The 12,459-nt window shown below is 42.3% G+C and carries 10 protein-coding genes and 2 pseudogenes; 8 read left to right on the top strand and 4 right to left on the bottom strand.

Annotated features, from left to right (window positions below):
- The first annotated feature begins 31 nt into the window (after positions 1-31).
- A complete protein-coding gene (gene minE, locus ICL16_RS27385; RefSeq protein WP_190834422.1) occupies positions 32-325 on the top strand; it encodes a cell division topological specificity factor MinE in 294 nt (97 codons plus the stop codon).
- A gap of 49 nt (positions 326-374) precedes the next feature.
- On the opposite strand, the gene ICL16_RS27380 is transcribed toward minE, so the two are convergent.
- Positions 375-1,685, bottom strand: coding sequence for a hypothetical protein (locus ICL16_RS27380; RefSeq protein ID WP_190834421.1), 1,311 nt, complete (start codon positions 1,683-1,685; stop codon positions 375-377).
- Positions 1,686-2,329: 644 nt separating this feature from the next.
- Here ICL16_RS27380 and fmt point away from each other — a divergent pair.
- Positions 2,330-3,331, top strand: coding sequence for a methionyl-tRNA formyltransferase (gene fmt, locus ICL16_RS27375; RefSeq protein WP_190834580.1), 1,002 nt, complete (start codon positions 2,330-2,332; stop codon positions 3,329-3,331).
- Positions 3,332-3,352: 21 nt separating this feature from the next.
- On the opposite strand, the gene ICL16_RS27370 is transcribed toward fmt, so the two are convergent.
- Together ICL16_RS27370 and ICL16_RS27365 are read right to left on the bottom strand one after the other, a co-directional pair.
- Positions 3,353-3,709, bottom strand: coding sequence for a DUF6464 family protein (locus tag ICL16_RS27370; protein WP_190834419.1), 357 nt, complete (start codon positions 3,707-3,709; stop codon positions 3,353-3,355).
- A gap of 178 nt (positions 3,710-3,887) precedes the next feature.
- Positions 3,888-4,484: a TetR/AcrR family transcriptional regulator gene (locus ICL16_RS27365; RefSeq protein WP_190834417.1), complete on the bottom strand. Its 597-nt coding sequence runs from the start codon at positions 4,482-4,484 to the stop codon at positions 3,888-3,890.
- Positions 4,485-4,582: 98 nt separating this feature from the next.
- Here ICL16_RS27365 and ICL16_RS27360 point away from each other — a divergent pair, with 98 nt between their 5' ends.
- The 4 genes and pseudogenes from ICL16_RS27360 to ICL16_RS27345 all read left to right on the top strand — a co-directional run bounded on the left by ICL16_RS27360 (position 4,583) and on the right by ICL16_RS27345 (position 9,405).
- Positions 4,583-6,544, top strand: coding sequence for an FAD-dependent oxidoreductase (locus tag ICL16_RS27360; protein WP_190834415.1), 1,962 nt, complete (start codon positions 4,583-4,585; stop codon positions 6,542-6,544).
- A gap of 141 nt (positions 6,545-6,685) precedes the next feature.
- A pseudogene (locus ICL16_RS27355) lies at positions 6,686-8,011 on the top strand (Nramp family divalent metal transporter).
- Between the two features lie 87 nt (positions 8,012-8,098).
- Positions 8,099-8,773: a tetratricopeptide repeat protein gene (locus ICL16_RS27350; protein WP_190834413.1), complete on the top strand. Its 675-nt coding sequence runs from the start codon at positions 8,099-8,101 to the stop codon at positions 8,771-8,773.
- 272 nt (positions 8,774-9,045) lie between these two features.
- Complete coding sequence (locus ICL16_RS27345) at positions 9,046-9,405, top strand: hypothetical protein (RefSeq protein ID WP_190834411.1); 360 nt, start codon at positions 9,046-9,048, stop codon at positions 9,403-9,405.
- On the opposite strand, the gene ICL16_RS27340 is transcribed toward ICL16_RS27345, so the two are convergent.
- On the bottom strand, positions 9,402-11,627 hold the full coding sequence (locus ICL16_RS27340; protein ID WP_190834409.1) for a heavy metal translocating P-type ATPase: 2,226 nt from the start codon (positions 11,625-11,627) through the stop codon (positions 9,402-9,404). The two genes, ICL16_RS27345 and ICL16_RS27340, sit on opposite strands and share 4 nt — an antisense overlap.
- Positions 11,628-11,740: 113 nt before the next feature.
- On the opposite strand from ICL16_RS27340, the pseudogene ICL16_RS27335 reads away from it, so the two are divergent.
- Together ICL16_RS27335 and ICL16_RS27330 are read left to right on the top strand one after the other, a co-directional pair.
- A pseudogene (locus ICL16_RS27335) lies at positions 11,741-12,130 on the top strand (ArsR/SmtB family transcription factor); the annotation flags it as partial.
- Between the two features lie 80 nt (positions 12,131-12,210).
- On the top strand, positions 12,211-12,429 hold the full coding sequence (locus tag ICL16_RS27330; protein WP_190834404.1) for a hypothetical protein: 219 nt from the start codon (positions 12,211-12,213) through the stop codon (positions 12,427-12,429).
- The last annotated feature ends 30 nt before the right edge of the window (positions 12,430-12,459 follow it).

The following is a 12,459-nucleotide window of genomic DNA, read 5'->3' as shown; positions in this document are numbered from 1 at the left end:
CTAATCTCCAGCATGTGTACACCCAATCACAATGATTCTCGAACTTTTAGAAAGACTTTTTTCTCGTAGTGTTGACACCAGTCGCACTCATGTTAAGCGTCGCCTGCAATTGGTAATTGCTCACGATCGCGCTGACTTAAGCCCCCAAACTTTAGAGAAGATGCGGCAAGAAATCCTAGAAGTTGTTTGCCGCTATGTGGAAGTAGAGACGGATGGTTTGGAATTTTCTTTAGAAAGCAACCAACGTACAACAGCCTTGATTGCTAATTTACCCATCCGTCGAGTGAAAGAAGCTAGCGTTGAAGTTAATAGCAGCGAAACGTAGAGACGCCCCACCGGGGCGTCTCTCTACATAATTTTTAATATTAGCTGATTTATCTATATGCTACGGGAGGCCCAGCCCAAACTTCTGTAATCTTTTGACCAAAAGTCACAGGTTGATCCGCCTCCGTTGCCATTACAGTCGAGCCATCATGAGCAACCGTCATCAAAGGCCAATTTTCGTCACCCAGTTCACCAGTCCGAAACAGTACTTGATCGGGTTGAAATTTACTCCAACCTAACAAGATCGCAATTCTCTCATGCTCGTGTTTGTGTTGGGCAGGGGTGACAGAAAGAAACTCATGTTTTTGCCGATCCCAAATCACAGCGTGATCTGTAGCATCGCTCGTGTTCATGATGGCTTCAAACTTACGTGCCAAGAAGCGATCGCCATTTGCCGACCAACTTACTGGAACTAACACCGCAATAGTTCCTTGCTTATGCTCATCGCTTAACGATGCCTTCACCTTTAACAAGGGATCGTTAACTGGAGAAGTTGAGGCAATCACGCGCAACTTCTTGGTTTGTCGATCTTCAACAAACAGAACACTACTAACGCGGCTATTGTAAGTTTGTGGATTTACTTCTAGTTGTACACGGCTGTAAATTGCATACCTGCCATCTGGAGAAATCACAGGTACACTACGGTAGTAACGCACTCCCGCTTCGCCCCTAGAACTAATAGATTCCTGAGTAGCCTGTATCCATTGCCAAGGAATCGGATGTGGGCTGTTAATTGGATCTTTCTGTTCAGTTTCTGGCGACATCGGTTGTTCAACAACTGGTACTGCTGTTGCCAGTGATGAAGATTCCTTGAGCGGGATCACTTTAGCTACAATCAATGACTGAGTTGAAATTACCTCTGATGTCTCAGAACTATCTTGTTGTGTCGCCGACTGGATTTTAGCAGCTCTTAAGCGTGCTACTAAATTTAGTTGACTAGCACGAGTTGTTTTAGATCCCAAGCTATGCTCTGACTGTGGAGCGAGTTGAACTGCCGCTAGTTGTTCCGGTTCAGATATTGTTACAGGTGAAGAATTATCTTCTGTAAATTCCGTTTCTTCTCTAATTTGCGGTTCAGTCACAACAGCAATAGAAATTGGCTCATGAGATTTCAAAACAGAGAAATCTTTTTGCTCTGTCTGTACTGATGAAGGGACTGACGTTGATTCAGCTTCGCTCACAGTCGCCTCTGTTGGCACAGAGTCATGTTCTGTGTTCACGGCGTTTTTAGCTTGTGATTTTCCCACCTCTGTAGAGCGACCAGAAGAGGCTACCAGGGGTGCGATTAATATACCAACTACAACATATTTCAGGAATGGTTGCATCCGAAACAATCCTGACAGCAAAGCGTGTTTAAGCATTCTATTTACTCTCTAAGGGGGGAGGTGGCTGTGCGAGGAGTAATGCCTATACAACAATCGGGCAGACTATGATTATATGTATAACAGAGAACCAAAAATGTTAACCGAAAAAATTATTTATTCTTAGCATACGATTTAGAGAAATACGGTATTTTTTTTTACAAAGCATATCCTTTTTACATAAGATGCCAGAATAATAGCGCACAAAAGCACCTCTGTCAAAAAAACATAGCTGATAATACTTAATTTGTACTGCCAACTAAGCCCACTTAACTATCATTACTTAAATACTTAGTTAAAAGGAATGCCTGTTGTTTGAAATACAAAAATAAAGACACTAGAGAACATAAAACCCAGCAGAAAATGCTGCGTTTTGGTAGATGTATATGGAGTAAACAAATCAAGTATTCGGAATTTTGCTATAAAAGCCTTCTTAGCTCACTTTTTCGCAAAGGCTTGCCAAGATACTCAGTAAAACCATAACTTGATTACCTTATTATACTAGAGAATAAATGTTTTGTCAACTAAAATACCTTTTTTTTCCGGTTGGTAGACAGACGCCCCACCGGGGCGTCTCTACATTTTTGCCACCATCGGCGTCGCATTGAATTACTATTTACCAATAACTAATGGTTCAAAGAAACATGAAAGTCGTATTCTTTGGCACTCCTCAATTTGCTGTGCCAACTCTAGAAAAATTGTTGAATGATAGTAGATTTGAAGTGATGGCGGTGGTTACTCAACCAGATAAACGTCGGGGACGAGGGAATCAACTTACGCCATCACCTGTTAAAACTGTTGCGACCTCTTTTAATTTACCCGTATGGCAACCCCAGCGGGTGAAAAAAGATCCAGAAACTTTATCTCAACTAAAACAGACTAGTGCAGATGTATTCGTTGTTGTTGCCTATGGGCAAATTCTCTCTCAAGAAATTTTAGATATGCCCAAGTTAGGCTGCGTTAATGTACACGGCTCCATTTTACCAAAGTATCGGGGAGCAGCACCAATTCAATGGTGTATATACAACGGCGAAAAACAAACTGGCATTACAACAATGTTAATGGATGCAGGTATGGATACGGGAGCTATGCTGTTGGAGGCTACTACACCAATAGGATTACTGGATAATGCCCAAGATTTGGCAGAGAAACTGGCGGTTATGGGCGCTGATTTGTTAGTGGAAACCTTATTAAAGTTGGACGGTGTTATCCAACCAAGAGCGCAAAACAATAATGATGCTACTTATGCGCCTTTAATTAAAAAGGAAGATTACCTTTTGGATTGGTCAAAGAGCGCTATTCAACTACATAATCAAATTAGAGGTTTTTACCCTAACTGTAACGCTACATTTCGCAACCAACCACTCAAAATTACTGCCACTGCCCCCCTTGACTCTGCTTACGCTCATGAGTTATCACAGGAATTGAAAGAATTAATTGATCAATTATCAGATGTGTTAAGGGAATCAGGTAATCCTGGAGAAGTAGTAAGCATCGCCAAGGGAATGGGAGCGATCGCACAAACTGGAGAAGGTTTATTACTATTGCGAGAAGTTCAGCCAGCTGGTAAACGTCCCCAGTCAGGATGGGATTTTGTTAATGGAATGCATTTAGCCGTGGGAGAAATTTTCACCAACGGCATGTAGAGACGTTCCGGCGGAACGTCTCTACAATAATTTTTCATAAAAGCGACAAGTTTCACAAGGTCCTTCTGGATTAACTGCACAACGAATAATTTCTGAATGAGCATTGTAGCGACAGCTAGCATCTCCTACCACCCAACGCCCTTGAAAAAGACTTTTTTCACTTGGTCGTTTAGCAGATTGTACATACAAAGCTATGTTCTGCAAACGGTAGCGCCCTGCCTTAAACTGATAACGGTGGCGGCGCTCTAAGACTGCATAAGTTTTTCCTTCTAGATCGAGATAGTTTCCCGGTTGTGGTGCCCAATCAAGTTGTACACTACCTAAAGTCTGACGCGGATGCGACAGAATCACTTCAGTGGGTAAAGTATTTGGTTCCATAAGTATTGTAATGCAGTTGACATTACTAGGATAGTAACGCACTAGCCGATGTCAGCTGGTTAAGTTTATGTTGAAGTTAACGTTTTACTAATAATTTGTAAATAATTTATCTTTATCTCCTGACTCCTGAGTACAGACGCGATTAATCGCGTCTCTACGAATCCTGACTCGGTGACTTCTATAGTTTTAACCCATCCAGCAAAACCGAAATCACCTCATTCACAATCACTTCACTCTTAGCAGTACCTGGTCTAGTAGTAACATAAGGAATGCTCTCAATGAAAGACAAAAATAATCCGGCTAGTATTTCGGGACGAGTATTGCGAATCTCCCCTCGCTCTTGCGCTTGGGCAAAAACTTGTCGAATTTGCTCAAACACACATTGTTGAAAACCAGCAGACAACTTGTTGATGTTTTCCTCACCCAACAAAGGCATGTCTGTATGTACCATACTCAAAAAATGAATAGGAGGTTGAGAGAGAAACCAAAAAGCCGCAGCATGAAGTTGCGATCGCAAGTCTGACTCATTATGAATTACCTGCTGTAAACCTGTACGATGAATCTCAAACATCCGTTCGGTAACAGCCACAAAAAGTTCCTCCTTACTGGGAAAATGATAGTACAGCGATGCCTGCCGAATTCCCACCTCTGACGCAATATCCCGCATGGTAACACAATGATACCCGCGTGTACGGAATAGCCGTTCCGCCTCATCCAGAATGCGTACACGTCCACTCTTCGTAACTTTTTTAGCACAGGGGGAGTTATCTGGCAATTTTCAACCTACCTAACGCTTAGTAGTCAAATTTCAAATCTTATATTAAACTTAGGCTACCGGAAAAATTCAGCTTGACGAGTTAATTTCAGTAACAAATGAGTCAATTATCCAATTCACCAGAATTTTCTTTGCTCTCCCGGCGCACGTTGCTGAAGTTGTTTGGCGTGGGTGCGGTTGCAGGAGTAATGGGATTCTCTCGGTTTCACAAGCCAAAACCCACGGTTTTTCAACAAGATACCCTCAACTTACCACGCCTGTTGAGTGGCAAACGTACCGTTATAGTGGTTGGCGGTGGTTTAGCAGGTTTAGCTTGTGCTTATGAATTGAGTCAGCGAGGGTTTGCGGTAACATTATTGGAGAAGTCTCCTCAACTGGGCGGTAAAATCGCTAGTTGGCAAATAGAAGTGGGCGGTGAAAACTTCTTAATGGAGCATGGCTTTCATGGCTTTTTCCCTCAGTACTATAATCTGAATAGTTTGGTTGCAGAACTAGGCATAACTGATAATTTTCAATCTCTACATTTTTATTCTGTTGTTTACCGCAATTCTCAGTACAAACCAGAAATATTTCGTCCCAATCATTCTGCTTTTCCCTGGAATATTGTTGACTTAGCTATAGCCTCCCCCAACCGCTTCCAATGGGGGATTAATCTCACAAAATTAAAACATCTACAAGTATTCCAAGCAATTGGTGGCTTTGAGAGAGAAAAGAATTATCGGCGCTTTGATACTATATCAGTTGCAGATTGGGTGAAAAAGGATTTTCCTCAAGGTTTGTACGACTTGTATTTTTTGCCGTTTGCCAAATCTAGTTTGAATGCTCCAGACACGATGAGTGTGGCAGAACTAATGCAGTTTTTCCACTTTTATTTCTTTGGCAACCCAGAAGGACTAGCTTTTAATGGCACTAAAGATGATATGGGAACAAGTTTAGTGCAACCGATAGCTAGGGAAATTACTAATAAAGGTGGTAAAATTATTACGGGAATAAATGTAAGTGAAATTATAGCAGAACAAGGTAAAATTGATTCAATCAGCTATCAAGTTGGTAGTCATATTAACAATATACCATTTTGGGTCAAACGTAACCCTGATGTAGGGACGCGAAATTTCGCGTCTCTACATGGCGCGTCTCTACAATATTTTGGGGCTGCGGATGAAGTGTTTGCTGTACCTAATGAGGGTGAAGAAGCAATTTCCTTAAGCTGCACCCACCAAGGTTGTACTGTAAAAATGGCAGAAGATGGCAAGTTTCATTGCCCTTGTCATGGTTCAGTATTCGCATCTGATGGTAAAGTCTTAACAGGACCAGCACAACAGGATTTACCCCGCTATCAAGTAGTGCAGCGTCAGGATGATAGTTTACAACTGGTAGCCGTCAATGGTACTTCGTCATCACCAGAGACAATCACAGCAGATTACTATGTCTTTGCTACTGACGTACCGGGTGTACAGCAGCTATTTAAGCGCATGAGTGGTAATGTGGAAGTAGTGCGATCGCAAGTAGAAAAATTGAGTATTGCCGATCCGTTTGCTGTTTGTCGTTTTTGGTTTGATCGCGATTTTGAGTGGAAACAAAGCAATTTTACTTCTTTATCTGGCTACCAGTTAACTGATAGCATTACCCTTTATCATCGTGTTCAGGAACAATTTATTGACTGGGCAAAACGTACTGGTGGTAGTGTGGTGGAGTTACATGCTTACTGCTATAAAGAAAAACAATTCCCCACCCAAGAAGCTTTGTTAACAACTTTTGAGCAGGAACTTTATGAAATTGTTCCTCAGTTAAAGGAAGCAAATGTATTGCATCGAGAATTGGTGAATCAAAAAAACTTTTCTGGTTATCCACCGAATAGTTATACTGAACGTCCAGAAACTAGCACTGGTATTGGTAATTTGTTGTTTGCAGGTGATTGGGTGAAAATGCCTTTTCCTTGTGGTTTGATGGAAAGGGCTGTTAGTAGTGGGTTGCTGGCTGCAAATGAGGTTTTATACCGGGAGGGTTTGCAGAGGCGGAAGCTTTTCACGGTAAATCCACAGGGGTTGATTCAGATTTAAGAGACGTTAGCTGGCTCTAATTAGCTGCATAGATTGTATTGTTGAGAGGATTAGTAATGATGTATACCCCCAGAGATTGATGTTGATAGCCAATTTTATGACATTATGAAAAGAATATGAAAATATTCTAGCGCAGAACTTATGACTCACGAACAATACAGACCCAGCCTTCCAGAGGTTCACCGTAGTATTAAAGTTCCTAACAGTAGCAACTTTTGGCGCAAGTTGCTGGCATATGTGGGACCTGGATATCTGGTTTCAGTTGGATATATGGATCCAGGAAATTGGGCAACAGACATCGCTGGGGGGTCTAAGTTTGGTTATGCTTTGTTGTCAGTGATTTTACTGTCAAACTTGATGGCTATTTTACTGCAATCGCTATGTGTACGTTTGGGTGTTGCTACAGGGCGAGATTTAGCGCAGGCTTGTCGGGAATATTTCACTCCACGGGTGAACTTTTGTTTGTGGGTACTTTGTGAGATTGGCATTGCAGCTTGTGATTTGGCGGAATTACTGGGAAGTGCGATCGCACTGCAACTGTTGTTTGCTATTCCTTTAGTATGGGGCGTGTGTATTACTGCCCTTGATGTGCTGGTGTTGCTATTTCTACAAGGTAAAGGCTTTCGTTATATCGAAGCTTTGGTAACTACTTTAGTAGCAACAGTAGGAATCTGTTTCGCAGCCGAAATCATTTTTTCTAAACCTGATTTGGCAGGCATAATGATCTGATATCTACCTAACAGAGAGATTGTCAAAAACCCAGAAATGCTTTATATAGCTATCGGCATTTTAGGGGCAACAGTGATGCCACATAATTTATATTTACACTCTTCAATCGTACAAACTCGCGCTTGGCAGCCTAATACTGAAAAGCGATGGGAAGCCATTAAATTTGGTACATTTGATTCCACTTTTGCTTTATCTTTAGCACTATTTATCAATTCAGCAATTTTAATTGTTTCTGCTGCGACTTTCCATTTTTCCGGTAATCAGAATGTTGCTGAAATCCAGGATGCTTACAAACTGCTTTCACCATTATTGGGAGTTAGTGTTGCTAGTGCTATTTTTGGTGTTGCCTTACTTGCTTCTGGACAAAGTTCAACCCTAACCGCAACTTTAGCAGGGCAGATTGTTATGGAAGGGTTTTTACAATTTCGTCTTCCCTCCTGGTTACGTCGTTTAGTAACTCGTCTGCTTGCTATTATTCCAGCATTAATTGCAATTATTCTGTTTGGCGAAAACAGTACAAGCAGCCTCATAGTTCTCAGTCAAGTTATCCTCAGCTTGCAATTACCGTTTGCAGTGATTCCATTAGTAATGTTTACAAGTAACCGTCGCTTGATGGGTGATTTTGTCAATCCCTTGTGGTTAAAATTGTTAGCCTGGTTCGTCGCTATTGTCATCATCGTCTTAAATGCGGAGTTACTATTACAAAGTCTTTTGGGCTGGCTGCATCTTGTCCCCTAATCTGTTGAAGCCGTTTAGAATTGATCCAGTAGGAAACAATTCCGTGCAAAACTGCGTCGGAATCTTGAATATGGAGAGAGTCTGGCAATGAATTATCTTCAATTAGCGATCGCTATCTTGGGAATAACTTGTGTACTGGGTGGAGTAAGAGCAGCTTATGCTCAGATACCACAAACGCCCATCGAACAGACGAATTTTCAGCAATACTATCAGCGAGGAAAACAAAAGCTTGAGCAGGGAAACTTCAATGGAGCTATTGAAGATTTTAATCGGGTAGTGCAGCTAAACCCCAGATATTATGAAGGTTTTTGCCTCCGAGGTTTGGCTAAATCTCAGTTAGGCAACTTTAAAGCAGCAATCGCCGATTTTGACTCAGCGCTACGACTCAACCCTAATCATGTCGATGCTTATAACAGTCGGGGAACTGCCTATGCGGAAATTGGAGATATTAAAACAGCAATTGCAGATTTTAACCAGACGCTCAAAATTGATCCGAAGTTTGTAGATGGTTACTATAATTTAGGACTTGCTAATTATACTCAGGGAAATCACAAGCTGGCAATTACTCACTTTAACTCGGCAATAAGTATTAATCCTAACTTAGCCGATGCCTATGCCAATCGGGGACTTGCTCAATATGCGCTCCTGAATAAACGCAGTGCTGTTGAAGATTTGCAGCAAGCAGTAAAACTATTTCAAGCGCAAGGGAATATACAAGGCTATCAAAAAACACAAATTCTGCTTGAGCAGATTAAGCAATAGTTAGAAGGTAGACTATTAGTCAGTAGCGTATACTTTAATAAACTCTAAGAAGGAACCAAAAAAAACAAAAAGATAATCATTATCAAGCACTAATTCAACTTACCAGGATATGAAATCAGTGGCTGAAGAAAGTTTAGTTCTGTTTTTTATATGCAAAACAAATGTAATAGAAAAAAAGATTAAAAATTGTTATTATTCCAGATAAAAACTTACTTGACCTGTAACAAGTAATCAGTTACTGTTAGCAGTCAGCTACATTTTTCCTCAAACCAATGAATAAAAAACTAAAGCTTGCTTTGCTTGCCAGCCCCACGGTTTTTGCCTCTTTGATGTCTGTGATCGGGGTAGTTAATCCGGCACACGCTACCCCGCCAGTAATCCGTATGAAAGATGGACAAGCCTGCATACGTCATCCACATATCAGTTACAAACAGTTTGTATGTACGAGGACTACACAGACAAATCAAGCGTCATCAAAGGTTTATACTACACAGCAATCGGACAAAAACGTTGCCATGCTAAACTTTAGCGCAGAAGAAAGCGACAAAGCGATCGCCTTATTTGGCTGCGATTGCCCATATTGCATGAATGCTTTTCGTGCTTTGCAAGGCGGACAACCAATGGTGTATTAGGAGTTGTCATTAGTTTTGGCTTTAAACAGCCTCATGCCATTTGCTGTTACCAACAGGGAAGATCCGGTATCCGCCAAAATGGCAACTGCTAACCCGACAAAACCAAAAGTACCTAACAGCAAGAATAGTCCCTTTGTCACCAGCGAAAAAACTACATTTTGTTGAATTACTGACACGGTGCGACGACTCAAATCTACTGCATAGGCAAGTCGCCTTAAGTCACTTCCTACTAGCACTACATCTGCTGTTTCTAGGGCAATATCGATACCACCAACCGCAAAACTAATATCTGCTGCCGCTAGGGCAGGAGCATCATTGATACCATCCCCAACCATACCTACGACCCCATCACGACGCAACTGCTGAATCGCTTGCAGTTTATCTTCCGGTAACAGTTCTGCTTGATATTCTGAAATGTTAACCTGTTGGGCAATCTGCTTGGCAACAGCAGCGCGATCGCCTGTTAACATCACCAGCCGTTTCAGCCCAACTTGTTTGAGGAGTCGCACCGCCTCGGTTGCTTCTAACCGTAATCCATCTGCTAGGGCAACTGCTCCTAACAATCCTGTCTGAGTTCCCACTAGCACGGGTGTTTTACCTTGGGTTTCAATTTCAACCAATAAAGATTCTGCTTCGAGTGACAAGGAAATGCCTTGCTCCGCAAATAAACGCCGATTACCGACAAAGTAAACTGAATTGCCAATTTTTGCCTTAATTCCTTTACCTGGTAGAGCGGTAAAGTTGGAAGGAGTTCGCAGCTTAGTTCTTTGATCTTGAGCTTGAGCCACAATAGCTTTAGCTAGAGGATGTTCTGAGTACTGCTCCAAACTGGCAGCAACCTGGAACACTAGCTCTGTCGTTTCGCCAAAGCCATAAACACGATCAACTACTGGCAATCCCCGAGTAATTGTTCCAGTCTTATCAAAGGCAAGGATATTCATTCGCCCTGCTGTCTCCAGTGCTTTGCCGCCTTTGAACAAAACCCCCTGACGGGTTGCTGCACCAATGGCACTGACAATGGATACTGGAGTGGAAATGACTAAAGCACAAGGGCAAGCGATTACCAGCATTACCAGCGCCCGATAGAACCAGACGTTAAAGGATTGAGCAAACGCTAAGGGCGGAATGAGGGCAATAGCGATCGCAATCAAAATCACAATCGGGGTGTAGACTTCGGCAAACTTATCTACCCACTGCTGGGAAGGAGCGCGGCTTTCTTGGGCTTGTTCCACCAAATTAATAATTTTAGCAACAGTTGTATCGCTTTTGGTGTGGGTAACTTTGACCTCTAAAAAGCCTCCTTGATTTAACGTCCCAGCGAAGACAGTATCGCCAGGAGCTTTATCTTCTGGGATCGACTCTCCGGTGATAGGAGACTGATCGATGGCGCTTGTGCCAGAAACGACTACACCATCCAATGCTACCCTCTGTCCTGGTCGAATCGTCAGAATTTCACTAATCTCAACACTTTCAACGGGAACAGTAACTTCTTTGTTCCCCCGCTTCACAGTAGCAGTAGGTGGAGTCAAATCCATCAAGGCGCGAATAGCATTGCGGGTGCGCCCAAAGGTAAAAACTTGTAGAGTTGTGCCTAAAGAGAACAAAAACAGGACTAGCGCCCCTTCAAACCAGTCTCCCAAAATCACTGCCCCAATCACTGAAATAGTCATCAGCAGATTCATATCGGCGCGGCGCAAGCGTAACTCAAACAAACCCGCTTTTGCAATAGGATAACCAGCAACTACTATGCCGATGCCATAAAAAGCTCGCGCTATCCAGATAGGTAGCCCTAAATGTTGAGTCAGTAGCCCCAAGAGTAACCCTACTCCCGCTAAAATTACGCTCTGTCCCCGGCGGTTAGCAATCCAGAATTTCCAGTCTGCTGAGTTGTGTTTTTGAGTCGGTTTGGGGACTGAATGGTTGTGTTTGTGGTTATGATGATCGGCGTGGTTGTGGTTGTCACAACACGAATGAATATGCTGTGATACCTCATCACTCTGCTCAACTGTATAACCCAAAGCTTTGATCCGCTCATAAATGGTGCGATCGCTCAAGAGTTCCGAGTCATATAATACCTTTACTGTTCCCGTAGCAAAGCTAACCGACGCTTCCGTCACACCGCGTAGCTGCTGCAAGCTAACTTCAATTGTCTTAGCACAGCTTCCACAGTCCATACCAGTGACTTGCTTTGAAAGAGTTTTCAGTCCACGAGTTTGAGTCATAGCAGCTTGAGCAAATTGGTATCATAAATATAATACAACAATTGAGCAACTCTTCAATTGAGCAATATTTAAATTTTAGTTAATATGAAATTGAGAATCATTTCGTTAAAGACATGAACAAGCGCAAGCCAAAGCAAGACTTAGATCAACTCCATTATGATGCACCTGGGTGTGATACTCATTTGGTGCATTTAGATCATGTACGTTCTTGTCAGGCGCAAATATTACCAACAGACAAGGCACAGCAGATGGCAGAAGTATTTGGGGTTTTAGCAGATACGAACCGTCTGCGCCTCATATCAGCGTTGGCTTCAGGTGAGTTGTGTGTTTGCGATTTAGCTGCATTGACGAAAATGACTGAATCAGCGGTTTCCCATCAACTGAGATTATTAAAAGCGATGCGTTTAGTCAGCTATCGTCGAGAAGGTAAGAACGTCTATTATAGCTTGGCTGAAAGTCACGTTATCAATCTGTACCACATATTGGTAGAACATTTGGATGAAGCAAATACTTTGATTCCAAAAAACGCAAATACGAACGCTACTACGTCAAGTCACAAGGTGGATCCCAAGATCTTAAGTTCATGGTGACAAATGGTCGCATTGCCAGAGTTGATGTCCGGAAAAATAGCTTAATTGCGACTCTCAAAGGCGCACGCATTGGCGATACTGAGAGCAAGGTCAAGTCGCTTTACCCAGGACAAATTAAAGTCACCCCCCACAAATACGTTTCTGGTGGGCATTACTTGACATTAGTACCAAAAAGCAATAAATCCTTCTTAAAGATGTGGTTAAGGTTATGAGCCTCTGGTTAGCTAGAAGCTAGAGACTCT

The organism is Iningainema tapete BLCC-T55 (assembly GCF_014698965.1).
In the GTDB taxonomy this organism is placed as follows: domain Bacteria; phylum Cyanobacteriota; class Cyanobacteriia; order Cyanobacteriales; family Nostocaceae; genus Iningainema; species Iningainema tapete.
This window is presented reverse-complemented; position numbering and strand designations above follow the sequence as displayed.

Coding starts and splice junctions, on each gene's coding strand:
- minE (WP_190834422.1), top strand. CDS start 32: ATGATTCTCGAACTTTTAGAAAGACTTTTTTCTCGTAGTGTTGACACC.
- ICL16_RS27350 (WP_190834413.1), top strand. CDS start 8,099: ATGAATTATCTTCAATTAGCGATCGCTATCTTGGGAATAACTTGTGTA.
- fmt (WP_190834580.1), top strand. CDS start 2,330: ATGAAAGTCGTATTCTTTGGCACTCCTCAATTTGCTGTGCCAACTCTA.
- ICL16_RS27330 (WP_190834404.1), top strand. CDS start 12,211: ATGGTGACAAATGGTCGCATTGCCAGAGTTGATGTCCGGAAAAATAGC.
- ICL16_RS27360 (WP_190834415.1), top strand. CDS start 4,583: ATGAGTCAATTATCCAATTCACCAGAATTTTCTTTGCTCTCCCGGCGC.
- ICL16_RS27370 (WP_190834419.1), bottom strand. CDS start 3,709: ATGGAACCAAATACTTTACCCACTGAAGTGATTCTGTCGCATCCGCGT.
- ICL16_RS27380 (WP_190834421.1), bottom strand. CDS start 1,685: ATGCTTAAACACGCTTTGCTGTCAGGATTGTTTCGGATGCAACCATTC.
- ICL16_RS27345 (WP_190834411.1), top strand. CDS start 9,046: ATGAATAAAAAACTAAAGCTTGCTTTGCTTGCCAGCCCCACGGTTTTT.
- ICL16_RS27340 (WP_190834409.1), bottom strand. CDS start 11,627: ATGACTCAAACTCGTGGACTGAAAACTCTTTCAAAGCAAGTCACTGGT.